This is a genomic window from Streptomyces sp. NPDC057010 (assembly GCF_042673805.1).
GTDB lineage: Bacteria > Actinomycetota > Actinomycetes > Streptomycetales > Streptomycetaceae > Streptomyces.
On the sequence record NZ_JBHUSC010000006.1, the window covers coordinates 31,485 to 53,588 of the forward strand.

At 71.0% G+C, this 22,104-nt stretch carries 23 protein-coding genes and 1 tRNA gene; 10 read left to right on the forward strand and 14 right to left on the reverse strand.

Annotation, left to right across the window (positions count from 1 at the left end; all coding sequences use genetic code 11):
* The first annotated feature begins 64 nt into the window (after positions 1 to 64).
* Positions 65 to 568 (forward strand): DUF5956 family protein, encoded by a 504-nt coding sequence (locus ACFTXQ_RS09240; protein ID WP_382637493.1) that lies wholly within the window; start codon positions 65 to 67, stop codon positions 566 to 568.
* A 15-nt stretch (positions 569 to 583) separates the two neighbouring features.
* Here ACFTXQ_RS09240 and ACFTXQ_RS09245 read toward each other — a convergent pair whose 3' ends face one another.
* From ACFTXQ_RS09245 to ACFTXQ_RS09260, 4 genes are all read right to left on the reverse strand, one after another.
* The gene (locus tag ACFTXQ_RS09245; RefSeq protein ID WP_382637496.1) at positions 584 to 1,384 is read right to left on the reverse strand and encodes a DUF4239 domain-containing protein; all 801 of its coding nucleotides are present in this window, start codon (positions 1,382 to 1,384) and stop codon (positions 584 to 586) included.
* Positions 1,385 to 1,566: 182 nt separating this feature from the next.
* Positions 1,567 to 1,640: transfer RNA gene (locus ACFTXQ_RS09250), tRNA-Pro, on the reverse strand.
* A 39-nt stretch (positions 1,641 to 1,679) separates the two neighbouring features.
* Entirely contained in the window at positions 1,680 to 2,399 is a 720-nt protein-coding gene (locus ACFTXQ_RS09255; RefSeq protein WP_382637498.1) for a Pr6Pr family membrane protein, read from the reverse strand.
* A 22-nt stretch (positions 2,400 to 2,421) separates the two neighbouring features.
* Positions 2,422 to 3,369 (reverse strand): metallophosphoesterase, encoded by a 948-nt coding sequence (locus ACFTXQ_RS09260; protein WP_382637500.1) that lies wholly within the window; start codon positions 3,367 to 3,369, stop codon positions 2,422 to 2,424.
* Between the two features lie 68 nt (positions 3,370 to 3,437).
* Here ACFTXQ_RS09260 and ACFTXQ_RS09265 point away from each other — a divergent pair, with 68 nt between their 5' ends.
* Positions 3,438 to 3,899, forward strand: a complete 462-nt coding sequence (locus ACFTXQ_RS09265; RefSeq protein WP_382637503.1) for a GatB/YqeY domain-containing protein — start codon at positions 3,438 to 3,440, stop codon at positions 3,897 to 3,899.
* Positions 3,900 to 3,969: 70 nt separating this feature from the next.
* On the opposite strand, the gene ACFTXQ_RS09270 is transcribed toward ACFTXQ_RS09265, so the two are convergent.
* Positions 3,970 to 6,270 (reverse strand): transglycosylase domain-containing protein, encoded by a 2,301-nt coding sequence (locus tag ACFTXQ_RS09270; RefSeq protein ID WP_382637506.1) that lies wholly within the window; start codon positions 6,268 to 6,270, stop codon positions 3,970 to 3,972.
* A gap of 386 nt (positions 6,271 to 6,656) precedes the next feature.
* Here ACFTXQ_RS09270 and ACFTXQ_RS09275 point away from each other — a divergent pair, with 386 nt between their 5' ends.
* Positions 6,657 to 7,007, forward strand: coding sequence for a WhiB family transcriptional regulator (locus ACFTXQ_RS09275; protein WP_382637509.1), 351 nt, complete (start codon positions 6,657 to 6,659; stop codon positions 7,005 to 7,007).
* 61 nt (positions 7,008 to 7,068) lie between these two features.
* Here ACFTXQ_RS09275 and ACFTXQ_RS09280 read toward each other — a convergent pair whose 3' ends face one another.
* Both ACFTXQ_RS09280 and ACFTXQ_RS09285 read right to left on the reverse strand, forming a co-directional pair.
* Entirely contained in the window at positions 7,069 to 8,313 is a 1,245-nt protein-coding gene (locus ACFTXQ_RS09280; RefSeq protein WP_382637512.1) for an ArsA family ATPase, read from the reverse strand.
* Positions 8,310 to 9,293: an ArsA family ATPase gene (locus tag ACFTXQ_RS09285; protein ID WP_382637515.1), complete on the reverse strand. Its 984-nt coding sequence runs from the start codon at positions 9,291 to 9,293 to the stop codon at positions 8,310 to 8,312. The genes ACFTXQ_RS09280 and ACFTXQ_RS09285 overlap by 4 nt, the downstream gene beginning before the upstream one ends.
* 53 nt (positions 9,294 to 9,346) lie before the next feature.
* Between ACFTXQ_RS09285 and ACFTXQ_RS09290 the strand changes: the two genes are divergently transcribed.
* From ACFTXQ_RS09290 to ACFTXQ_RS09305, 4 genes are all read left to right on the forward strand, one after another.
* A complete protein-coding gene (locus ACFTXQ_RS09290) occupies positions 9,347 to 9,508 on the forward strand; it encodes a DUF4177 domain-containing protein (RefSeq protein ID WP_007264966.1) in 162 nt (53 codons plus the stop codon).
* A complete protein-coding gene (locus tag ACFTXQ_RS09295) occupies positions 9,505 to 9,975 on the forward strand; it encodes a RidA family protein (RefSeq protein ID WP_382637518.1) in 471 nt (156 codons plus the stop codon). Before ACFTXQ_RS09290 ends, ACFTXQ_RS09295 begins: the two co-directional genes overlap by 4 nt.
* Before the next feature lie 116 nt (positions 9,976 to 10,091).
* Positions 10,092 to 11,003: an NUDIX hydrolase gene (locus ACFTXQ_RS09300; RefSeq protein WP_382637521.1), complete on the forward strand. Its 912-nt coding sequence runs from the start codon at positions 10,092 to 10,094 to the stop codon at positions 11,001 to 11,003.
* Entirely contained in the window at positions 11,000 to 11,845 is an 846-nt protein-coding gene (locus ACFTXQ_RS09305) for an MBL fold metallo-hydrolase (protein WP_382637524.1), read from the forward strand. Before ACFTXQ_RS09300 ends, ACFTXQ_RS09305 begins: the two co-directional genes overlap by 4 nt.
* A 16-nt stretch (positions 11,846 to 11,861) precedes the next feature.
* On the opposite strand, the gene ACFTXQ_RS09310 is transcribed toward ACFTXQ_RS09305, so the two are convergent.
* Positions 11,862 to 12,665 (reverse strand): nucleotidyltransferase domain-containing protein, encoded by an 804-nt coding sequence (locus ACFTXQ_RS09310; RefSeq protein WP_382637527.1) that lies wholly within the window; start codon positions 12,663 to 12,665, stop codon positions 11,862 to 11,864.
* Between the two features lie 190 nt (positions 12,666 to 12,855).
* Positions 12,856 to 13,530, reverse strand: coding sequence for a Crp/Fnr family transcriptional regulator (locus tag ACFTXQ_RS09315; protein WP_003981529.1), 675 nt, complete (start codon positions 13,528 to 13,530; stop codon positions 12,856 to 12,858).
* Positions 13,531 to 13,831: 301 nt separating this feature from the next.
* Here ACFTXQ_RS09315 and nth point away from each other — a divergent pair, with 301 nt between their 5' ends.
* From nth to ACFTXQ_RS09330, 3 genes are read left to right on the forward strand one after another with little or no spacing between them, the layout of a single operon-like run.
* Positions 13,832 to 14,671, forward strand: coding sequence for an endonuclease III (gene nth, locus ACFTXQ_RS09320; RefSeq protein WP_382637946.1), 840 nt, complete (start codon positions 13,832 to 13,834; stop codon positions 14,669 to 14,671).
* A 59-nt stretch (positions 14,672 to 14,730) separates the two neighbouring features.
* Positions 14,731 to 15,444 carry an NUDIX hydrolase gene (locus tag ACFTXQ_RS09325; RefSeq protein WP_382637531.1) on the forward strand — a complete coding sequence of 238 codons (714 nt, stop codon included), beginning with the start codon at positions 14,731 to 14,733 and terminating at the stop codon, positions 15,442 to 15,444.
* Between the two features lie 13 nt (positions 15,445 to 15,457).
* Positions 15,458 to 16,660 (forward strand): MarP family serine protease, encoded by a 1,203-nt coding sequence (locus ACFTXQ_RS09330; protein ID WP_382637533.1) that lies wholly within the window; start codon positions 15,458 to 15,460, stop codon positions 16,658 to 16,660.
* A gap of 48 nt (positions 16,661 to 16,708) precedes the next feature.
* On the opposite strand, the gene ACFTXQ_RS09335 is transcribed toward ACFTXQ_RS09330, so the two are convergent.
* The 5 genes from ACFTXQ_RS09335 to acs form a co-directional block, all read right to left on the reverse strand.
* Positions 16,709 to 16,882, reverse strand: a complete 174-nt coding sequence (locus ACFTXQ_RS09335; protein WP_382637535.1) for a hypothetical protein — start codon at positions 16,880 to 16,882, stop codon at positions 16,709 to 16,711.
* Positions 16,883 to 17,002: 120 nt separating this feature from the next.
* Positions 17,003 to 17,959, reverse strand: a complete 957-nt coding sequence (locus tag ACFTXQ_RS09340) for an alpha/beta fold hydrolase (RefSeq protein ID WP_382637538.1) — start codon at positions 17,957 to 17,959, stop codon at positions 17,003 to 17,005.
* Positions 17,956 to 18,414, reverse strand: a complete 459-nt coding sequence (locus ACFTXQ_RS09345; RefSeq protein WP_382637541.1) for a phage holin family protein — start codon at positions 18,412 to 18,414, stop codon at positions 17,956 to 17,958. The genes ACFTXQ_RS09340 and ACFTXQ_RS09345 overlap by 4 nt, the downstream gene beginning before the upstream one ends.
* Before the next feature lie 54 nt (positions 18,415 to 18,468).
* Positions 18,469 to 19,920, reverse strand: coding sequence for a Na+/H+ antiporter NhaA (nhaA, locus tag ACFTXQ_RS09350; protein WP_382637544.1), 1,452 nt, complete (start codon positions 19,918 to 19,920; stop codon positions 18,469 to 18,471).
* Positions 19,921 to 20,076: 156 nt separating this feature from the next.
* A complete protein-coding gene (gene acs / locus ACFTXQ_RS09355) occupies positions 20,077 to 22,074 on the reverse strand; it encodes an acetate--CoA ligase (protein WP_382637546.1) in 1,998 nt (665 codons plus the stop codon).
* Between the last annotated feature and the right edge of the window lie 30 nt (positions 22,075 to 22,104).

The following is a 22,104-nucleotide window of genomic DNA, read 5'->3' on the forward strand; positions in this document are numbered from 1 at the left end:
CCTCCGTACGGTCGCCACCCCCGAGGTCACCCACATCCCCCACCGCGTCGGATAGCGTGCCCGCATGTCGTGGGACGAGGACGGAACACCGCACCCGCTCGCGCTGCGCCGCACGGGCCGCAGCGAACAGGAGGCGGACCGGCTGCCCGAGATCCGGGAGCTGGAGGTACTCGGCTGGGAGCCGGCGCCCGAGGAACTGCGCTGGGCCTTCCTCCCGTACGTCTGGCCCCCGGCGGCCCGCACCTGGATCCCCGACCGCTCCACGCACTGGGCGGTGGACACCTCGCTCGACGGCCACGGCCACATCACGGACGTGGCGTGCACCCCGCTCCCGGAGGCCGACCTCCGCGACCTCGACGGCGAGACGGACGCCGCCCTCGCCGCCCTGGGCCTCCCGCCCCGGCCCCGCGGCCGCCTCTGGCTCCTGCGCCCCGTCGGCCCCTTCCCCACGGTCGCCGCGGTCCTCGAGCACCTCGACGCGACCGCAGCGGAGCGCGGCGTACGGCCCGGCCTCTCCCCGGATTTCCTCGACCTGTGCGCCGGCGAGCTGGCGGCGCCGGCCGAGTGAGCACGCCCGCCGGAGTCAGGCGCGGTCCGGCACCCAGAACTGGGCCAGCATCGACTCCTTGAACGGCTGCGGGCTGACGTTGAGATCGCCGGCGAAGGGCCGGTCGAGGACCAGCACCAGCAGCAGACTGAAGCCGATCAGCCCCGAGACGGTCGCCACGAACAGGAACTGCATCTTCAGACTGCGCAGGCCGTAGAGGAAGGTGAGCAGGATGATGACCAACGCTCCGCCGTAGACCAGCACTTGGAGCAGCACGGGCAGCTCGTTCGTGGCGATGTTGATCCGCTCACGGCGCATCGCGGCCGTCTCGTTGAGCCGGCTGACGGCCTCCCCGTAGAAGGCCTGGTCGCGCGGGCTGGCCGGGTCATAGGCCTGCAGGGCGTCGTACATCGCCCCGACATGCTTGGAGGTGGACTCGAAGCTCGGCGCACCCTTCTTCATCAGCGGCCACTGCACCTCGACCACGGCGTGCACGTAGTCGTGCACGGCCCGGTCGACGCGTGCCCGCTCGGCGGGCGGGAAGCTGCGGGTGTCGCGGACGACGAGGGAGACGTCGGTGGCCTCCTGGGAGACGACGGTCTGCGCGTGGTCGAGCTGCGTCCACAGCGTGACGACCACGAACGCCAGGATGATCCCGTAGATCGCGCCGAACATGCCCAGCACGACGCCGATCATCTCGTTGTGCTCGCCCTCGGCGAGACGCGGGAACCGGCGGCGGGCGGCCGCGCTGCCGGCCACGGCCACGAGCACGATCGCGCCGACCATGAGCACGGCCAGTGCGACCGTGCTGAGGTGGTTGAGCAGCCACAGCGCCACGAGGACCTCCCGACGGGATGAGGCCGCCGCGCGCCCTCCCCCACACGCTAGGCAGCCCCCCGCCCACGCCGCGACCGCACGCACCCGCCTGGCCGAGGCGACACCGTCCGACCAGCCCGCAAACGCCAATCAGGGGTCTGATCCACTTGCATGGATCAGACCCCTGATGTGGTCTTGCGAAGTCGGGGTGGCGGGATTTGAACCCACGACCTCTTCGTCCCGAACGAAGCGCGCTGCCAAGCTGCGCTACACCCCGATCGCCGCCTTGCAGTGTTTGCTGCCCTGGCGACATCGATTACTTTAGCGGACCCGCGGCCGGAGACGAAATCCGGTTTTCACGGAGCGGGCGCGGGGCCAGGGGGGACGCCGGGCGGAAGCGGTCCGCCGTGACCAGGAGCAGGCCGAGCGCGTAGAAGGCGATGCCCAGGACGGCGGCGTTCAGGGCGACGCGGGCGTAGCCGTACTGCGCCACGTCGATGAAGGGGTAGGTGTACCGGCTCCTGGTGCCCGGGGCGAGCAGCTCGCCGCGGATCAGCGCGAAGGTCACGTACGCCAGCGGGTACGCGAGCCACTGCGCGGCGTGCCGCGGGCGCAGCGTGCGCGGGGCCGTGAGCAGCAGGAAGTCCAGGACGGCGCCGATCGGGGTGACCGTGTGGAGGAGCTGGTTGGCGACGGCCCGGGCGCCGGTCAGCCTGTCGAGGTCCTCGACCACGTTGAAGGGGCTCGACGGGTTGGCGAGGACCAGGTGGAAGACGAGCCCCGTGATCAGGATGAAGAGCAGGACCCCGCCCCGGTAGAGGGGAGCGAGGTCCGGGCGGTGCTGCCAGGCGCGCGCGGCCGCGAGGCCGAAGACGACCGCGACCGCGATGTTGGTCCAGATGGTGAAGTAGCTCAGGACGACGGGCACGCTGCCGTACGCGCACTCGATGACCACCCCCACCACGGCCGCGGCGCAGATCAGGGCCCGGAAGGCCGCCGGGACGAGGCGCGGGGCTGAGACCGCCGGTGAGATCATCCCGTCAACGTATTACAACGCCTTACGCGGAGTGCGCCTTCGGGGTCAGCGTCAGGAGTGTCGCCTCAGGCGGGCAGGCGAAACGGACCGGGGTGAACCGGTTGGTGCCGCAGCCCGCCGAGACGTGGAGGTACGCGCGGTGGCCGCCCGCCTCGTGCGTGGACAGGCCCTTGACCCGCTTGGTGTCCAGGTCGCAGTTGGTGACGAGCGCCCCGTAGAAGGGGATGCACAGCTGCCCGCCGTGCGTGTGCCCGGCGAGGATCAGCGGGTAGCCGTCCGCCGTGAAGGCCTCCAGCGTGCGCAGGTACGGGGCGTGCACGACGGCGATCGAGAAGTCCGCGTCCGGATCCGGGCCGCCCGCCACCCGCTCGTAGCGGTCCCGCTTGATGTGCGGGTCGTCCAGCCCGGTGAAGGCCAGCTCCAGCCCGTCCAGCTTCATCCGCGCCCGGGTGTTGGTGAGGTTCAGCCAGCCCGCCGCGTCGAAGGCGTCCCGCATCTCCTCCCACGGGTTGTGGACGGCGCCGACGACCGGCTTGTTGCCGTTCAGCCCGTGCCGGCCCTGGACCTTCTCGATCAGGTAGCGCCCGGGGTTGCGCAGCCGCGGCCCGTAGTAGTCGTTCGACCCGAAGACGTACGCGCCGGGGAAGGACATCAGGGGTCCCAGGGCGTCGAGCACCTCGGGGATGCCCTCGGTGTCGGAGAGGTTGTCGCCGGTGTTCACGACGAAGTCGGGGCGCAGGCCCGCCAGGGACTGGAGCCAGGCGCGCTTCTTGCCCTGCCCGCAGACCATGTGGATGTCCGAGACCTGCAGTATGCGCAGCGGCCGCATCCCCTGGGGCAGGACGGGAACGGTCACCCGCCGCAGGCGGAAGGACCGCGCCTCGAAACCGGCGGCATAGGCCACACCCGCGGCCCCCACCGCAGCGATTCCGGCAGCCGCTTTCAGGGGTACTCCGTAACGCGCACGCATGGCCCCATCGTCGCAGACCCGCAAAACCGACGGGCGCCACCGCCCCCGCACCTGGCAGACTCAGCCTCATGACCACGCTCAAGGCCAAGCTCCAGGAAGACCTCACGACCGCCATCAGGGAGCGGAACGAGCTTCACTCGTCCACCCTGCGACTGACCCTCTCCGCCATCACCAACCAGGAGGTCGCGGGCAAGGAGGCACGCGTGCTCTCCGACGAGGAAGTCCTCAAGGTGATCGCCAAGGAGGCGAAGAAGCGCCGCGAGGCCGCGGAGGCCTTCGCGCAGGGCGGCCGTGCCGAGCAGGCCGCGCGCGAGACCGCCGAGGGCGAGTTCCTCGACACGTACCTGCCCAAGCAGCTCTCCGACGACGAGCTCACCGCGATCGTGGCGCAGGCCGTGGCGGAGGCCAAGGCGGCGGGTGCCGAGGGGCCGCGGGCCATGGGCGCCGTCATGAAGATCGTGGGACCGAAGGTCGCCGGGCTGGCGGAGGGCGGGCGCGTCGCCGCCGCCGTGAAGAAGCAGCTCTCCTAGTCGTACGGGAGTGAGTACGCGTGAGGGGCCCAGCCGGATCGGCTGGGCCCCTCACACATGTGTCTGCCCGCTACTGGGTGTCGGGGCCGCCGATCAGGCCGGGTTCGATGGTGATCCGGGGGAACGGGTTCTCGGGGGTGGCCCCGCCCGTCACACCGCCGGTGGCACCGGCCGCCGTCGTTCCGCCGGGGCGGCCGCCGGGCTTGCCGTCGCCGCCCGGCTTGCCCGGCTTCGAGGGCTTGCCCGGGTTGGTGGCCGGCCGTCCGCCGTTGTTGCCGCCGCCCGGGACCATCGGTTCCGGGATGCTGATCGTGGTGAAGGTCGGGGACTCGCGCCCGGAAAGGGCGCCGGTGACGGCGTCCTTCCAGATCGGACCGGGCAGGCCGCCGCCGAAGACCTTTTCGTACGGCTTGCCGCCGATCACGATGTCCTCCATCGTGATCTTCTTGGCGCCGCCCGAGCCGACCCACACCGCGCCGGAGATGTTCGGGGTGTAGCCGACGAACCAGGCGTTCTGTCGGGCGTCGGTCGTACCGGTCTTGCCCGCGCTGTCGCGGTCGGTCAGGCCGGCCCGCTCACCGGTACCGGAGTCGACCACCCCGCGCAGCAGGGTGTTGATGGTGTCGGCCGTGTTCTCCGACATGGCCCGGTCGCACTTGGACTTCGGCACCGAAAGGGCCTTGCCGTGCGAGTCGGTGATCGACTCGATGGCGACCGGAGTGCAGTAGATGCCCCGGTTGGCGAAGGTCGCGTACGCGTTGGCCATGGTCAGCGGGGAGAGCTCGGCGGAGCCGAGCGCGATGGACGGCGCCTCGGGCAGCTTCGTGCCGGCCGCCGGGACCACGCCGAGCTTCTGCGTCATCTCGGTCACGGGGCACAGGCCGATCTCGCTGATCATCTGCACGAAGTACGTGTTGATGGACTTCTCCATCGCCGTCTTCAGCGCGTACGGACCGATCTCGTCCTCGGTCTCGTTCTCCGCGGTGGCGAGCTTGCCCGAGCCGTCGCGGAGGTTCAGCCACTGCGAGCCGTCGCACTTCTGGATCGGGCTCGGGTAGTCCATCTTGTTCGGCGCCGAGTACACCTGCGTCGGAGGCGTCCCCCGCTCCAGGGCGGCCGCGGCGATGAACGGCTTGAAGGTCGAGCCGACCTGGAAGCCGAAGTTCGAGCCGCCCATCCGCTTGTCCACGGAGTAGTTGATCTGCGTCTCGTTCTTCCCGAAGCCGTACGGCTTGGACTGACCCATCGCCAGCACCCGGCCGGTGCCCGGCTGGACCATGGTCACGGCCGTCGCGACCGAGTCCTCCTGGTAGACGTGGTCCTTGATCGACTCGTTCGCCGCGTCCTGCGACTGCGGGTCCAGGGTCGTCCGTACGGTCAGACCGCCCTGGTTCCAGACCTTCGCCCGCTCCTCGCGCGTCTTGCCGAAGACGGGGTCGGTGAGGAAGGAGTTGCGCACGTAGTCGCAGAAGAAGCCGGCGCCCTTGACCGCGGTGATGCAGCCGTTCTTCGGCCTGGTCACCTTCAGCGTGACCGGCTTGGCCTTCGCCGCGTCCGCCTCCGCCTGCGAGACGTCCTTCACGTCGGCCATCCGCTGGAGGACGACGTTGCGGCGCTTCATCGCCTCCTGCGCGTCGTTCACCGGGTCGTACCGGCTCGGCGACTGCACGACGCCCGCCAGCAGCGCGGACTCCTCCAGGGTCAGGTCCTTCGCCGGCTTGCTGAAGTAGCGCTGGGCCGCGGATTCGATTCCGTAGGCCTGCTGACCGAAGTACGTGATGTTGAGGTAGTTCTCGAGGATCTTCTTCTTCCCGAGCTCTTCCTCGACCTGGATGGAGTACTTCAGCTCGCGGATCTTGCGCCCGAGGCTCTTCTCCTGGGCCTCGCGCACCTTGGTCTCGTCGTCGCCGGCCTCTTCGACGAACACGTTCTTCACGTACTGCTGGGTGAGGGTGGAGGCGCCCTGTGCCGCGCCGCCTTCCTGCGCGTTGCGGTTGACCGCGCGCAGGATGCCCTTGAGGTCGACCGCGCCGTGCTCGTAGAAACGCGAGTCCTCGATGGCGACGATTGCCTTCTGCATGTACGGGGAGATCGCCGTGAGGGGGACCACCTGGCGGTCGCGCGAATAGACCGTGGCGATCAAGCCACCCTCGGAGTCCAGAATCGTGGTCCGCTGGCTCAGTGGCGGGGTCTTGAGATTGGCCGGGATCTCATCGAATCCCTCGACCGTCCCCTTGGCCGCGAGCCCCAGGGCGCCTGCGGCCGGGATCGCCATGCCGGCCAGCACAACTCCGGAGAGAACGGACACACCGAGGAACTTGGCGGCCTGCTGGCTCCCCGTGAGCCCGCCGCCCGAGCGCTTCTTTCCCATGGAGGGCAGCCTACGTTCTCATTCGCCGGACACATGCGAATGCCTTGGCCTAAGCTGTCCTCAACTGTCACAGCAGTGCGGTGCGACATCAACCCCTCGGCTTGATTTTCACCCTTCCCGAATGGGGTGGACTCATGTCCGAATCCCGCCTGCCGTGCTGATGATGCCCCGCCGATTCCACCCGAATCGCCGGAATGGTCGGGCATGTCGCCGGATCACTCCGTCGGGTGATCTGCCGCTTACCCATAGTCCGTTCGGACCATTCAAGATTGGGCCCGTCGGGGGTGTTGCACTGTGCCCGCCTTCCGTAACGTCCTCAACTGGCAGCGGTGAATATGCCGCTACCGCCGTGGGGGAGCCTCGATTCGGGAGAGGACGGCGCCGGGATGGGCTGGGTAACCGACTGGAGTGCGCAGGCAGCCTGCCGCACTACCGATCCGGATGAACTGTTCGTTCAAGGAGCGGCACAGAACAGGGCCAAGGCGGTGTGCACCGGATGTCCGGTGCGGACCGAATGCCTGGCCGATGCGCTCGACAACCGTGTCGAGTTCGGAGTGTGGGGCGGTATGACCGAGCGGGAACGGCGTGCGCTGCTGCGCCGGCGTCCCACCGTCACCTCGTGGCGACGGCTGCTCGAAACCGCCCGCACGGAGTACGAGCGCAGTACGGGCATCCTCACCATGGATGACGATGCGGAGATCGACGTTCCGTACGAGACGTACGCGGCAGCCGGGTAGATCACCCGGACGCCACGCCACACGGCGTGTCGCGCCACGTCACATCACGTCGTACGAACGCCTACGCTCCGGCCGGAACCCCGGCCGCGAGTCGCTCTCCGATGGCCCGCAGCCCGGCGAGGTCGTGCACATCGCCGGGCAGGGCGGCCACTTCGGCCACCGCCACTTCGGGGTGCAGCGAGGTGAAGCGGTCGCGTGTGCGCTGTTCACGCGCGATCACCTGCATGCGCTCGGCGTGCAGCCGCAGCAGTCCCGCCGTGATCGCGTCGACCTCCGTGGTGTCGTCGGTTTCACGAAGTCCAGCTTTCCCGGACTCCTGATCGACAATGCCGGCCTCTTCAAGATTCTCTGCGGCCGCCAACGCCCGTTCGGCGGACAGCCGGTCGGCACCGCTGCCGTGCACCCGGTTCAGCACCAGCCCGGCCAGCGGCATGCTCTCCGCCGCCAGCCGCTCCACGAAGTACGCCGCCTCGCGCAGCGCGTCCGGCTCGGGCGCCGCGACCACGAGGAAGGCCGTACCGGGCGCCTGGAGCAGCCGGAAGGTGGCGTCCGCCCTCGTGCGGAACCCGCCGAACATCGTGTCCATCGCCGCCACGAAGGTCTGTACGTCCTTCAGCAGCGAGGCACCCATCAGCTTGCTCAGCGTGCCGGTCATCATCGACATGCCGACGTTGAGGAACTTCATCCCCGCCCGGCCGCCCACCTTCGCCGGAGCCATCAGCACCCGGATGAACTTCCCGTCCAGGAAGGACCCGAGGCGCTTCGGCGCGTCCAGGAAGTCCAGCGCCGACCGGCTCGGCGGGGTGTCCACGATGATCAGGTCCCAGTCGTCCCGGGCCCGCAGCTGCCCCAGCTTCTCCATCGCCATGTACTCCTGCGTGCCCGCGAAGCCGGCCGACAGCGACTGGTAGAAGGGATTGGCGAGGATGGCCTCGGCCCGCTCGCGGTCCGCGTGCGCCTCGACGATCTCGTCGAAGGTCCGCTTCATGTCCAGCATCATGGCGTGCAGTTCACCGCCGTCCGCCCCCACGCCCGCCACCTTGCGCGGGGTGTTGTCCAGCGAGTCGATCCCCATCGACTGCGCGAGCCGCCGCGCCGGGTCGATGGTGAGGACGACCGCCTTCCGCCCGCGCCCGGCCGCCCGTACGCCGAGTGCCGCGGCCGTCGTGGTCTTGCCGACGCCGCCCGCCCCGCAGCACACGATGATCCGGGTCGTCGGATCGTCCAGCAGTCCGTCGACCGCCAGTCGCGGCGGAGTGTCCAGTCCCACGGAGTCCGGTCCCACGGTGTCCACCCCTTCGCTCATTCGGCCACCGACTGCTTCCGCAGTTCCTTGGCCAGCTGGTAGAGCCCGCCCAGATCCATCCCCGTGCCGATCAGGGGCAGTTCGTACGCCGACACGTCCAGCCCGGCCAGTACGGTGCGCTGCGCGCGCTCCAGCTCCACCCGGCTCGCGTGCTCGGCGGCCTGCGTGAGCAGCGGGTCCACCAGCCGCTCGGCCAGCCCGCCGCGCCGCGCACCGCCGAGGCCCGCCCGGGACAGCGCCCTGGCCACCTCGGCGCGGTGGTCGCCGGCCGCGGTGCGCAGGGTGTCCTCGTCCAGGTGGTGCGGCCGCACCATGTTGACGACGACCCGGCCTACGGGCAGGCCGGCCTCCCGGAGCTCGGCGATGCCGTCCGCGGTCTCCTGGACGGGCATCTCCTCCAGGAGGGTGACCAGGTGGACGGCCGTCTCGGGGGACTTGAGCACCTTCATGACGGCCTGGGCCTGGTTGTGGATCGGCCCGAACCGGGCCAGGCCCGCGACCTCGTCGTTGACGTTCAGGAACCGGGTGATCCGCCCGGTCGGCGGCGCGTCCATGATCACGTGGTCGTAGACGTACCGGCCGGCCTTGTCCTTGCGCCGCACCGCCTCACAGGCCTTGCCGGTCAGCAGGACGTCGCGCAGCCCGGGGGCGATCGTCGTGGCGAAGTCGATGGCGCCGAGCTTCTTGAGCGCGCGGCCGGCCGAGCCGAGCTTGTAGAACATCTGGAGGTAGTCGAGCAGGGCCCGCTCGGCGTCGATGGCGAGCGCGAAGACCTCACCGCTCCCGCCGGGGGCGACGGCGATCTTCCGCTCCTCGTAGGGGAGCGCCTCCGTCCCGAAGAGCTGTGCGATGCCCTGCCTGCCCTCGACCTCCACCAGAAGAGTCCGCTTGCCCTCACGTGCGAGGGCGAGCGCGAGTGCCGCGGCGACCGTGGTCTTGCCGGTGCCGCCCTTGCCGCTGACCACCTGGAGCCTGCTCACAGCGTCCGAGCCTAATTCCTTCGCTCCGCACGGCAGGCACTACCCTCGCTCCCATGACCAAGAAGTTCGAATACGCGACGGTTCCGCTGCTCGTGCACGCCACCAAGCAGATCCTGGACACCTGGGGCGAGGACGGCTGGGAGCTCGTCCAGGTCGTGCCCGGGCCGAACAACCCCGAGCAGCTCGTGGCCTACCTGAAGCGGGAGAAGGCATGAGCGGCGCCGTCGAAGCGAAGCTGGCCGAACTCGGCCTGACCCTCCCCGAGGTCGTCCCGCCGCTGGCGGCCTACCAGCCGGCGGTCCGGTCGGGCGCCTACGTCTTCACCGCGGGCCAGCTTCCGATGGTCAAGGGCAGCATGGCGCTCACCGGCAAGGTCGGCGCCGAGGTCTCGGCGGAGCAGGCCAAGGAGATGGCCGCCACCTGCGCGCTGAACGCCCTGGCCGCCGTCAAGTCGGTCATCGGTGACCTCGACAAGATCGCGCGTGTCGTGAAGGTCGTCGGTTTCGTCGCCTCGGCCCCGGACTTCACGGGTCAGCCGGGCGTCCTGAACGGCGCGAGCGAGCTCCTGGGCGCCGTCCTCGGCGACAAGGGCGTCCACGCCCGCAGCGCGGTCGGCGTGGCCGTCCTCCCGCTGGACGCCCCGGTCGAGGTCGAGATCCAGGTCGAGATCGCCTCTTCCTGACGCGCCCTCGCACGGCCCGGCCCCGGCGGGCCTCCCCGGCTCCGCGCAGCGGTCCGGGGCCGGCCCGCCACCGGGTGGCTCTCGAACATCGGCCCGGATCCCCGTAGCATCCCGCCATGCCGAATGGTCAGCACGGTCCGCAGCCACCGCACACCCCGCCCCCGGCCGGAGGCCAGTGGTACCCGCCCGAGTGGCCCGACCGCATCCGCGCCCTCGCGGACGGCTCGCTCACCCCGGTGGAACCGAAGCGCGCAGCCACCGTGATGCTGCTGCGGGACACCCCCACCGGGCCCGCGGTCCACATGCTGCGCCGACGCGCCTCCATGGCCTTCGCCGGAGGCGCGTACGCCTATCCGGGTGGCGGAGTGGACCCGCGCGACGCGGAACACCACGTCGGCTGGGCGGGCCCCTCCCGGCAGGAGTGGGCCGCACGCCTCGGCACCGATCCCGCCGTCGCCCAGGCCATCGTGTGCGGCGCGGTCCGCGAGACCTTCGAGGAGGCGGGCGTACTGCTCGCCGGGGAGACCGGGGACACCGTCGTCGGCGACACCACCGGCGACGAGTGGGAGGCCGACCGGCAGGCCCTCGTCGCCCGGGAGCTGTCCTTCGCCCAGTTCCTCGACCGCCGCGGTCTGCGGCTGCGTTCGGACCTGCTCGGGGCGTGGGCCCGCTGGATCACCCCGGAGTTCGAGCCGCGCCGCTACGACACCTGGTTCTTCGTCGCCGCCCTCCCCGAGGGCCAGCGCACCCGCAACGCCTCCACCGAGGCCGACCGGACCGTCTGGATCCGCCCCGCGGACGCGGCCGACGGGTACGACAAGGGCGAACTGCTGATGATGCCGCCCACGATCTCCACGCTGCGCTCCCTGGAGCCGTACGGGAGCGCCGCCGACGCGCTCGCCGCGGCCGGCGCGCAGGACCTCACGGCCGTTCTGGCGCAGGCCGCGCTGGAGGACGGGGAGCTGGTGCTCAGCTGGCCGGGACACGACGAGTTCACCAAGCGAGTGCGCCTCGGAGGCCCCGCATGACCGACGCCGCCGCCCTGCCCGGACAGCCCCGCGGAGTCGTCAGCTCCGGCCGCGCGACCGCCCGCGCGGTCAACGTCCTGGCCCCCAACGCCTCCGCGATGACCCTGGACGGCACCAACACCTGGCTCCTGTCCGAGCCCGACTCCGAGCTGGCCGTCGTCATCGACCCCGGCCCGCTGGACGAGGGGCACCTGCGCGCGGTGATCGCCGCCGCCGAGCAGGCCGGCAAGCGCATCGCCCTCACGCTGCTCACCCACGGCCACCCCGACCACGCCGAGGGCGCCGGCCGCTTCGCCGAGCTCACCGGCACCAAGGTCCGGGCGCTGGACCCGGCCCTGCGCCTGGGCGACGAGGGTCTGGCCGCCGGGGACGTGATCCGGACGGGCGGGCTGGAGCTGCGCGTGGTCCCGACCCCCGGGCACACCGGGGACTCCCTGTGCTTCCACCTGCCCGCCGACCGGGCCGTCCTGACCGGCGACACGATCCTCGGCCGCGGCACGACCGTCGTCGCGCACCCCGACGGCCGCCTCGGCGACTACCTGGACTCCCTGCGCCGCCTGCGCTCGCTCACCGTCGACGACGGGGTGCACACCGTCCTGCCGGGCCACGGGCCGGTCCTGGAGGACGCCCAGGGCGCCGTCGAGTACTACCTGGCCCACCGCGCGCACCGCCTCGCCCAGGTCGAGACGGCCGTCGAGAACGGCTTCACGACCCCCGAGGCGGTCGTCGCCCAGGTCTACGCGGACGTGGACCGCTCGCTGTGGCCCGCTGCGGAATGGTCGGTACGGGCGCAGCTGGAGTACCTCCAGGAGCACGGCCTGATCCCGGGCGGGCCCGAATGAGCGGGCCGGCCGCGCGTCAGGACCGCGGGGCCTTCCTGCCGTGCCGGGCCGTGTACTCGTCCGCGAGCCACGGTCCGAGGTCCTCGATGTAGCTGCGCAGCACGGCCGGGTCCGCGACGGGTTCCAGGGCCACGGCGGCCGCGGCCCGCATCTGGGCCGCCCGCTGGGGGTAGTACCCGCCGAAGATCTCCGCGGACTCGGTCAGGTCGCTGGTCCAGCCGCCCCACCGCGGCATGACCAGCGTGAACCCGGTGCGCACCAGGCGCCGCGAGAAGGCCCGGCTCAGCCTGCGGTACTCGTCCGCGGTGGACGCCTCCTGCACTTTCGCCCGCCACCCGGGCAGTACGTCGGCCAGGTCGCCGTTGGTCTCGCGGGCGAGGAGGCCGTCGGGGCGGTAGCGGGGCAGGTGCTCGGCCAGGTCGGCGCCGAGCAGCGGGGTGCACAGGCAGGCCAGGAACCAGCCCAGGTCGTATCGTTCCTGCTCGCTGAGCAGGGTGTCCTTGCCGTAGAGCAGGATCCCGGCGCCGTCGATCTCCGGGAAGTCCTCGTCGAGCCCGCGGGACAGCACCTCGGCGGTGTCCCGGTCCTCGTCGGCGGGCTCGTGCTGCAGGGCGAGGAGCAGGTCGAGGTCGGACCGGCCGGGCCGGGCCGTTCCGCGCGGCAGGGACCCGTACAGGTAGGCACTGTGCAGCCGCCTGCCGTACGCCTCGGCGATCCGCTCCCGGGCGGCGGCCACGACCCCCCTGAACCCGGCCGGCACCCGCCCGAGGGCCCCCTCCCGCTCGATGTACCCGTCCGCGTCCAGCCCTCTGTGCTCCATGCGTCCTACTGTGCCTTCGCCCTGCCCGGGAGCGGTCGCGCAAACGCCGGGTTCCGGGGCAAAACCAGCCCCGCCGGCGTGTGAGGCGCGGGGGCTCGGGGGCAGAGCCCCGGCAACGGCGTCGTACCCGAACACGGGAAAGGGGCCCCACCCAACCGGGCGGGACCCCTCAGACAGCGAAGACCAAGCGTCAGCGGGAACGCTTGGCGAGCCGCTCCACATCCAGCAGGATCACGGCGCGGGCCTCGAGCCGCAGCCATCCGCGGCCCGCGAAGTCGGCCAGGGCCTTGTTCACGGTCTCGCGCGAGGCGCCGACGAGCTGCGCCAGCTCCTCCTGCGTGAGGTCGTGCACCACGTGGATGCCCTCCTCCGACTGCACGCCGAAACGGCGCGACAGGTCGAGGAGCGCCCGGGCCACGCGGCCGGGAACGTCGGAGAAGACCAGGTCGGACATCTGGTCGTTGGTCTTGCGCAGGCGCCGGGCGACGGCGCGCAGCAGCGCGGTCGCGACCTCGGGCCGGGCGTTCAGCCAGGGCTGGAGGTCGCCGTGCCCGAGACCGAGCAGCTTGACCTCGGTCAGCGCGGTGGCGGTTGCGGTGCGCGGGCCCGGGTCGAAGAGCGACAGCTCGCCGATCAGCTCGCCGGGGCCGAGGACGGCCAGCATGTTCTCGCGACCGTCGGGGGAGGTGCGGTGCAGCTTCACCTTGCCCTCGGTCACGACATACAGCCGGTCGCCGGGGTCGCCCTCGTGGAACAGGGCGTCACCGCGTGCGAGGGTCACCTCGCCCATGGAGGCGCGGAGCTCCGCGGCCTGCTCGTCATCGAGCGCCGCGAAGAGCGGGGCGCGCCGCAGAACGTCGTCCACGAGTCTCTCTCCTATGTCGACCAGCTCAGGGGACCCGGACCGGGGTCTCCCATTTTGCCGGACGGCTCAAACAGTGCGATCAATCACTACCAAGGATGCCGGACGTACGCGTGTGCTGTGCGGTGTGAGACCAATCGGGGTGGTGTTACCTGAGGTCCGGGCGGGTGTCAGCGGTCGGCCTTAGGCTGGCCGGGTGTCCAATAAGCCGGTGAGAGCACAGGCCAAGGGGTCCGCGGGAGTGACCGCGGCCCATAATTCAGCCGTGGGCGAACAAGCCCCCGCGAAGGCATCTTCGCAGGCCCTGCCCGCCCCCCAGGGCAAAGGTTCGGCCAAGAAACCGCCCGTGGCCAAGCCCGAATCGCGCCTGGCGATGGTGCGCCGGGCGCGCCGCATCAACCGGGAGCTGGCCGAGGTCTATCCGTACGCCCATCCGGAGCTCGACTTCCGCAATCCCTTCGAGCTGCTCGTCGCGACGGTGCTCTCCGCGCAGACCACCGACCTGCGGGTGAACCAGACGACCCCGGCCCTCTTCGCCGCCTACCCGACCCCCGAGGACATGGCCGCGGCCGTTCCCGAGGATCTGGAGGAGCTCATCCGGCCGACCGGGTTCTTCCGGGCGAAGTCGAGGTCTCTGCTCGGCCTCTCGCAGGCCCTCCGGGACAACTTCGGCGGGGAGGTGCCGGGCCGGATAGAGGACCTGGTGACCCTGCCCGGAGTCGGCCGCAAGACGGCGAACGTGGTGCTCGGCAATGCGTTCGGGGTTCCCGGGATCACGGTCGACACCCACTTCGGCCGGCTGGTCCGCCGCTGGAAGTGGACCGAGCAGGAGGATCCGGAGAAGGTCGAGGCGGAGATCTGCGCGATCTTCCCGAAGAGCGAGTGGACGATGCTCTCGCACCGGGTCGTCTTCCACGGCCGCCGGATCTGCCACGCCCGCAAGCCCGCCTGCGGGGCCTGCCCGATCGCCCCGCTGTGCCCGGCGTACGGGGAGGGCGAGACGGACCCGGAGAAGGCGAAGAAGCTGCTGCGGTACGAGAAGGGAGGCCAGCCGGGCCAGCGCCTGACCCCGCCCCCGGACTACCCGGGCCTTCCCGCTCCGCCTCTGGGAGCCGGCCCCTCCGGCAGCGGCGCGCAGCCGTAGGAACGAATCGGTACCCGGACCGCGTTTGGCGGTAAGGGAGATCACGGACAGGGGTGCCTATGACGCGCGGTACACGGGACGAGACGGCAGCAGCCCGGGAGGGCACGGGCATCGAGGTGTCCGCCGAGGGCCTGCCCGACTGGCTCGAGCCGGTCGAGCGGGTCGTGCGGACCATCGAGCCGCCCCAGCTGAGCCGGTTCCTGCCGCCCGAGGACGGCCGCGGCCGCCAGTCGGCCGTGCTGATCCTCTTCGGCGAGGGCCCGCGCGGCCCCGAGCTGCTGCTCATGGAGCGCGCCGGCAGCCTGCGCTCCCACCCGGGCCAGCCCTCCTTCCCCGGCGGCGCCCTCGACCCGGAGGACGGCGATCCGCACACCACCGGCCCGCTGCGCGCCGCCCTGCGCGAGGCCGAGGAGGAGACCGGCCTCGACCCCTCCGGTGTCCAGCTCTTCGGGGTCCTGCCCCGGCTCTACATCCCGGTCAGCGAGTTCGTCGTGACCCCGGTCCTCGGCTGGTGGCGCACCCCGAGCCCGGTGGGCGTGGTGGACCCGGCCGAGACGGCCCGCGTCTTCACGGTCCCCGTGGCGGATCTCACGGATCCCGAGCACCGCGTCACGGCCGTCCACCCGAGTGGCCACCTGGGCCCGGGTTTCACCGTCGAATCGGCTCTGGTCTGGGGTTTCACGGCCGGAGTGATCGACCGGCTCCTGCATTTCGCGGGCTGGGAACGCCCCTGGGACCGCTCGCGGCACGTCCCGCTCGACTGGCGCGCGTGAGACGGTGACCCATGTGAACGTGCTGGACATCCTGTTGCTGCTCGCCGCCGTGTGGTTCGCGATCGTCGGCTACCGCCAGGGGTTCGTCGTCGGCATCCTGTCGGTGATCGGATTCCTCGGCGGTGGCCTCGTCGCCGTGTCCCTGCTCCCGCTGGTCTGGGACCGGGTGACGGACAACGGCACCCAGGTGTCCACCACGGTCGTCGTCATCGCGGTCGTCGTGATCATCGTCTGCGCCTCGATCGGGCAGGCCCTGACCACCCACCTCGGCAACAAACTCCGCCGCAACATCACGTGGTCACCGGCGCGCGCCCTCGACGCGACCGGCGGGGCCCTGGTCAATGTCGTGGCGATGCTGCTGGTGGCGTGGCTGATCGGTTCTGCACTGGCCGGGACCTCGCTGCCCACCCTGGGCAAGGAAGTCCGCAACTCCAAGGTGCTCCTCGGCGTGTCGCGGGTGCTGCCCGCGCAGGCGAACACCTGGTTCTCGGACTTCAGCTCCACCCTGGCGCGCAACGGCTTCCCACAGGTGTTCAGCCCGTTCTCCAACGAGCCCATCACCGAGGTGAAGGCGCCCGATCCGGCGCTGGCCCAAAGCCCCGTCGCCGAGCAGGCGAAGCGTTCGATCGTGAAGGTCGTCGGCACCGCGCCCAGCTGTAGCAAGGTGCTGGAGGGCACGGGCTTCGTCTTCGCGCCCGGCAAGGTGATGACCAACGCGCACGTCGTCGGCGGCGTCGGCGAGCCGACCGTGCAGATCGGCGGCGAGGGCAGGCTCTACGACGGCAAGGTCGTGCTCTACGACTGGGAGCGCGACATCGCCGTCCTGGACGTGCCCAAGCTGAAGGCCCCGGCGCTGGAGTTCACCGACAGGGACGCGGCGAGCGGCAGCGACGCGATCGTCGCCGGCTTCCCCGAGAACGGCGCGTACGACGTCCGCTCCGCCCGCGTCCGCGGCCGGATCAACGCCAACGGCCCGGACATCTACCACCGGGGCACCGTCCGACGGGACGTCTACTCGCTCTACGCGACGGTCCGCCAGGGCAATTCCGGCGGCCCCCTGCTGACCCCGGAAGGCAAGGTCTACGGGGTGGTCTTCGCGAAGTCCCTCGACGACCCGAACACCGGCTACGCGCTGACGGCGGACGAGATCCGCGACGACATCCGGATCGGCAAGTCCGCCGAGCAGCGCATCGACAGCCAGGGTTGCGCCCTCTGAGGCTCCCGCGCAGCCGCTTTCCCGCAGGCTCAGCGGCCTCCGCGGTCCCTACGTCCGCGGATGCCGCAGGCGGGCCGAGACCCAGCGGGCGCGGCGGCGCAGGATGCGCGGGATCCCGAGTCTGAGGTCGTGGCCGTGCCGGCCCGCCCTCTCGTGGGTGCCCGGCGTAGCTGCCGAGCGGCGTTCGTGCGCGGTGTCACCGTGGTCGTACGTCCAGCCCATACTCCGAGCTGTGCCCGTGCCCCAAGGTCGGTAACCCCGTACGCGGCGGCCAATTGGCCTATGCGCCAGGCAATTGAATGGTTGTCATATCGCAAGGGGCGTGCGGTGGCGTGTGATGGGTCAGCGGTCCGGCTCGGGGTCCTTCAGCCAGTTCACCAACTCCGTCGAGAAGGCGACCGGGTCCTCCTCGTGCGGGAAGTGCCCGAGACCGTCGAACAGCCGCCACCGGTACGGGGCTTCGACGTACTCCCCGGAGCCGGCCGCACTGCGCGTCCGCATCACCGGGTCGAGCGAACCGTGCAGGTGCAGCGTCGGCACCCGCACCGGCCGCTTCATCCGCCGGTTGAACTGGAGCCCGTCGGGCCGCGCCATCGACCGCATCATCCAGCGGTACGGCTCGATCGAGCAGTGCGCGGTGGAGGGGATGCACATCGCCCGCTGGTACACGGCGAGATCCGCGTCCTCCGGGAGCAGCGGCCCCGACCAGTCCCGGATCAGCTGCCCCACGAGGGCCCCGTCGTCGGCGACGAGCTGCCGCTCGGGGACGAACGGCCGCTGGAAGCCCCAGATGTGCGAACTGGCCCGGGTCTGACCGAAGTCCGACAGCATCGCGGAGCGCCAGCGGCGCGGATGCGGCATGGAGGAGACGACGAGGCGGCGCACCAGCTTGGGCCGCATGACGGCGGCCGTCCAGGCCAGGTATCCGCCCAGGTCGTGCCCCACGAGCGCGGCGTCCGGCTCGCCGAGGGACCGTACGACCCCGGTGATGTCGAGCGCCAGATTGGCCGGGTCGTAACCGCGCGGGGTGCGGTCGCTGCCGCCCACGCCGCGCAGGTCCATGGCGACCGCCCGGTAGCCGGCGTCGGCGAGGGCGGTCAGCTGGTGCCGCCAGGTCCACCAGAACTGCGGGAAGCCGTGCAGCAGCAGCACCAGCGGCCCGTCACCGAGCTCGGCGACGTGGAAGCGGGCACCGTTGGCGGCGACGTCCCGGTGGATCACCGTCCTGCCGGGCACGTCGAGCCGTACCGCCGTGGCGGCGGTGGGCGGAGTGCTGGGGTCCGGCGAGGGCGCTGTCATGAGGACGAGCGTGCCACACCCACGGCGTTGTCACTCAACGGCCGCGCGTGCGGCTTGACGGTCCCGACGAGCGCGGCGGTCTGCTTGACGGACTCGATGGTCTTCACCGGCGGCTTGACCTTCTTGAACTTGACCACGGCGAGCAGCCCGACCAGGCCCGCGAGCAGCCAGAACGCGCCGCCGACGATGAGGAAGGACCACGCCAGGCCGAGCCCGAGGTTATGGATCCCGTACGCCGCGGCGAAACTCAGTACGGGGAGGGAGAAGAGCACGAGCACGCCCGCGACGATCGCCGCGCCGCTGCCGATGCCCGCGCGCTTGACGTCCTGCTTGATCTCGACCTTGGCGAGGGCGATCTCATCGTGCACCAGGGCGGACATCTCGGCGGTGGCCGAGGCGACCAGCTGGCCGAGCGTGCGCTCGGCTCCTTGCACCCCTTGGTCCACTGTGCTCATCGCTCTCTCCCTCTGTTGTCTGCTGCCGGCGGCTGTCCTCCGTCGTCACTCAGATCATGCCGGACGGTCGCCCTCGGCGCTGGACCCGGCCGCCGCTTCGGCCGGTCCCGCGGCCGCCGCCGCGGCCTTGCGGCGGTGCTCGGCGGCCTTGTTCTCGTAGATCCTCGCCATCCGCAGGTGGTACGCCGGGTTGTGCTCCTCGTAGATGTCCGGGATGCCGTCGAGGTCCTCGTCGCGCTCCTCGGCCTCGGTGAGCGCCCTGTACCTGCGGTCGCGGAGCTTGAGCAGGACGCAGGCGACGACCGCTGCGATGAGCGAGCCGATCAGGACGGCCGCCTTGACCTCGTCGGTGAGGAGCTCGTCGCCGGCGAAGGCGAGCTCGCCGATCAGCAGTGAGACGGTGAAGCCGATGCCGGCGAGCGAGGCCACGGCGAACACGTCGGGCCAGGCCAGGTCCTCGTTCAGCTCGGCCTTGGTGAAGCGGGCCGCCAGCCAGGTGCCGCCGAAGATGCCCACGGTCTTGCCGACGACCAGGCCGAGCACCACACCGAGGGTCTCGGGCCGGCTGAACACCTGGCCGATGGACTCGTCGGAGAGGGAGACGCCGGCGGAGAACAGCGCGAAGAGCGGGACGGCGAGACCGGCGGAGACGGGCCGGATCAGGTGCTCGATGTGCTCGCCGGGGGAGTGCTGCTCGCCGTCCTTGCGGGTGCAGCGGAGCATCAGGCCCATGGCGACACCGGCGATGGTGGCGTGGATGCCGCTGTTGTACATCAGGCCCCAGATGACCAGGGCGAGCGGGACGTAGACGTACCAGCCGCGGACGTTCCTGCGCAGCAGGAACCAGAAGAGGACCAGGCCCGCGACGGCGCCGCCGAGCGCCAGGAAGTCGATCTCGTTGGTGAAGAACACCGCGATGATCAGGATGGCGAAGAGGTCGTCGACGACGGCGAGCGTCAGCAGGAAGGCGCGCAGGGCGGAGGGCAGCGAGGTGCCGATGACCGCGAGGACCGCGAGTGCGAAGGCGATGTCGGTCGCGGTCGGGACCGCCCAGCCGTCCATCGAGCCGTTGCCGAGCGTGTTGACCAGCGCGTAGACGAGGGCCGGGACGGCCATGCCGCAGACGGCGGCGATGACCGGCAGGGCGGCCGCCTTGGGGTCGCGCAGGTCGCCCGCGACGAGCTCGCGCTTGAGTTCGATGCCGGCGACGAAGAAGAAGATCGCGAGGAGGCCGTCGGCGGCCCAGTGCTGGATCGACAGGTCCAGGCCGAGGGCGGCGGGGCCCAGGTGGAAGCCCCGGACCGTGTCGTAGCTGTTCGTCAGGGCGGGCGTGTTGGCCCAGATCAGGGCGGCGATCGCGGCCACGAGCAGCAGTACGCCACCGACGGTCTCGGCGCGCAGGGCATTCGCGACGAAGCGGCGCTCCGGCAGCGAGAGGCGGCCGAGCAGTTTGCGGCTGGGGGTGGGCGTGGCCACGGCGGGGCACCTCCGGGTGGTCGACGGCATGACGAAGCAGTTGCCGACCAGACTTCCCGGCGCACCCTGTGATTTTTACGCTTTCAATATTTTACAGGGTGTACGCGAGGGCGTATCCGGCGATCATCACCTTATGTGCGAAAGGGGCATCCGGCGCGGCGCGCCGGATGCCCCTCCGGTCGTGTCTCAGTCCTCGCTGGAAGCGCTCGGCAGCTTGCTCTGGATCAGGTCCATGACCGAGGAGTCCGCGAGCGTGGTCACATCGCCGACGGCGCGGTTCTCCGCCACGTCGCGCAGCAGACGGCGCATGATCTTGCCCGAGCGGGTCTTCGGCAGTTCCTGGACCGGCAGGATCCGCTTGGGCTTGGCGATCGGGCCGAGCGTGGCGCCGACGTGGCCCCGCAGCTCCGCGACCAGGCTCTCGGTCTCGGAGGCGCTGCCGCGCAGGATGACGAAGGCCACGATGGCCTGGCCGGTGGTCTCGTCGTTGGCGCCGACCACGGCCGCCTCGGCGACCGCGGGGTGCGAGACGAGCGCCGACTCGACCTCGGTGGTGGAGATGTTGTGGCCGGATACCAGCATCACGTCGTCGACCCGGCCGAGCAGCCAGATGTCGCCGTCGTCGTCCTTCTTGGCGCCGTCGCCCGCGAAGTACTTGCCCTCGAAGCGCGACCAGTAGGTGTCGATGAACCGCTGGTCGTCACCCCAGATGGTGCGCAGCATCGACGGCCACGGCTCGGTGAGGACCAGGTAGCCGCCCCCGCCGTTGGGCACCTCGTGCGCCTCGTCGTCCACGACGGTGGCGGAGATCCCGGGCAGGGCGCGCTGGGCGGAGCCCGGCTTGGTGTGCGTGACGCCCGGCAGCGGGGAGATCATCATCGCGCCGGTCTCGGTCTGCCACCAGGTGTCCACGATCGGGCAGCGGTCGCCGCCGATGTGCTTGCGGTACCAGATCCAGGCCTCGGGGTTGATCGGCTCGCCGACCGAGCCCAGTACGCGCAGGCTCGACAGGTCGAACTTCGCGGGGATGTCGTCGCCCCACTTCATGAACGTACGGATGGCCGTGGGCGCCGTGTACAGGATGGTGACGCCGTACTTCTGGACGACCTCCCAGAAGCGGCCCTGGTGCGGGGTGTCCGGCGTGCCCTCGTACATGACCTGGGTGGCGCCGTTCGCGAGCGGCCCGTAGACGATGTACGAGTGCCCGGTCACCCAGCCGATGTCGGCGGTGCACCAGTAGACGTCGCTCTCCGGCTTCAGGTCGAAGACCGCGTGGTGGGTGTACGCGGCCTGCGTGAGGTAGCCGCCCGAGGTGTGCAGGATGCCCTTCGGCTTACCCGTGGTCCCCGAGGTGTAGAGGATGAAGAGCGGGTGCTCGGCGTCGAACGCCTGCGGGGTGTGCGCGGTGGACTGGCGGCCGACGACCTCGTGCCACCAGAGGTCGCGGCCCTCGGTGAAGGCGGTGTCCTGGCCGGTGCGCTGCACCACGAGCACGTTCTTGACCTGCGGACACTTGTCGACGGCCTCGTCGATGGCGGGCTTCAGCGCGGTGGGCTTGCCGCGGCGGTAGCCGCCGTCGGCGGTGATGACCAGCTTGGCGTCGGCGTCCTGGATGCGGGAGGCGACGGCGTCCGCGGAGAAGCCGCCGAAGACCACGGAGTGCGCGGCGCCGACGCGGGCGCACGCGAGCATCGCGATGACCGCCTCGGGGATCATCGGCAGGTAGACGGCGACGCGGTCGCCGGCCTGCACGCCCAGCTCGGTCAGGGCGTTGGCGGCCCGGGAGACCTCGTCCTTGAGCTCGGCGTAGGTGATCGCGCGGCTGTCGCCGGGCTCGCCCTCGAAGTGGATGGCGACGCGGTCGCCGTTGCCGGCCTCGACGTGCCGGTCCACGCAGTTGTAGGCGACGTTCAGCTTGCCGTCCGCGAACCACTTCGCGAAGGGCGGGTTCGTCCAGTCGAGCGTCTCGGTCGGCTCGGTGGCCCAGGTCAGCCGCCGGGCCTGCTCGGCCCAGAAGCCCAGCCGGTCCGCGTCGGCCTGTGTGTACGCAGCCTCTGTCACGTTGGCGGCGGCGGCCAGATCGGCGGGCGGTGCGAACCGCCGCTCCTCCTTGAGCAGATTGGCCAGGCTTTCGTTGCTCACGACATCTCCCTTTCCCAGGGTGTCCGTTGTGTCCCCGGGCATAGCTCATCAGTCAGCGGCCCAGGTGACAAG

Excerpts from the sequence above, each read along its gene's own strand:
- ACFTXQ_RS09240 (WP_382637493.1), top strand. The coding sequence starts at position 65 with ATGTCGTGGGACGAGGACGGAACACCGCACCCGCTCGCGCTGCGCCGC.
- ACFTXQ_RS09325 (WP_382637531.1), top strand. The coding sequence starts at position 14,731 with ATGACGCGCGGTACACGGGACGAGACGGCAGCAGCCCGGGAGGGCACG.
- ACFTXQ_RS09335 (WP_382637535.1), bottom strand. The coding sequence starts at position 16,882 with ATGGGCTGGACGTACGACCACGGTGACACCGCGCACGAACGCCGCTCG.
- ACFTXQ_RS09305 (WP_382637524.1), top strand. The coding sequence starts at position 11,000 with ATGACCGACGCCGCCGCCCTGCCCGGACAGCCCCGCGGAGTCGTCAGC.
- acs (WP_382637546.1), bottom strand. The coding sequence starts at position 22,074 with ATGCCCGGGGACACAACGGACACCCTGGGAAAGGGAGATGTCGTGAGC.
- ACFTXQ_RS09275 (WP_382637509.1), top strand. The coding sequence starts at position 6,657 with ATGGGCTGGGTAACCGACTGGAGTGCGCAGGCAGCCTGCCGCACTACC.
- ACFTXQ_RS09340 (WP_382637538.1), bottom strand. The coding sequence starts at position 17,959 with ATGACAGCGCCCTCGCCGGACCCCAGCACTCCGCCCACCGCCGCCACG.
- ACFTXQ_RS09255 (WP_382637498.1), bottom strand. The coding sequence starts at position 2,399 with ATGATCTCACCGGCGGTCTCAGCCCCGCGCCTCGTCCCGGCGGCCTTC.
- ACFTXQ_RS09295 (WP_382637518.1), top strand. The coding sequence starts at position 9,505 with ATGAGCGGCGCCGTCGAAGCGAAGCTGGCCGAACTCGGCCTGACCCTC.
- ACFTXQ_RS09280 (WP_382637512.1), bottom strand. The coding sequence starts at position 8,313 with ATGAGCGAAGGGGTGGACACCGTGGGACCGGACTCCGTGGGACTGGAC.
- ACFTXQ_RS09265 (WP_382637503.1), top strand. The coding sequence starts at position 3,438 with ATGACCACGCTCAAGGCCAAGCTCCAGGAAGACCTCACGACCGCCATC.
- ACFTXQ_RS09345 (WP_382637541.1), bottom strand. The coding sequence starts at position 18,414 with ATGAGCACAGTGGACCAAGGGGTGCAAGGAGCCGAGCGCACGCTCGGC.
- ACFTXQ_RS09300 (WP_382637521.1), top strand. The coding sequence starts at position 10,092 with ATGCCGAATGGTCAGCACGGTCCGCAGCCACCGCACACCCCGCCCCCG.
- ACFTXQ_RS09260 (WP_382637500.1), bottom strand. The coding sequence starts at position 3,369 with ATGCGTGCGCGTTACGGAGTACCCCTGAAAGCGGCTGCCGGAATCGCT.
- ACFTXQ_RS09290 (WP_007264966.1), top strand. The coding sequence starts at position 9,347 with ATGACCAAGAAGTTCGAATACGCGACGGTTCCGCTGCTCGTGCACGCC.
- ACFTXQ_RS09310 (WP_382637527.1), bottom strand. The coding sequence starts at position 12,665 with ATGGAGCACAGAGGGCTGGACGCGGACGGGTACATCGAGCGGGAGGGG.
- nhaA (WP_382637544.1), bottom strand. The coding sequence starts at position 19,920 with ATGCCGTCGACCACCCGGAGGTGCCCCGCCGTGGCCACGCCCACCCCC.
- ACFTXQ_RS09270 (WP_382637506.1), bottom strand. The coding sequence starts at position 6,270 with ATGGGAAAGAAGCGCTCGGGCGGCGGGCTCACGGGGAGCCAGCAGGCC.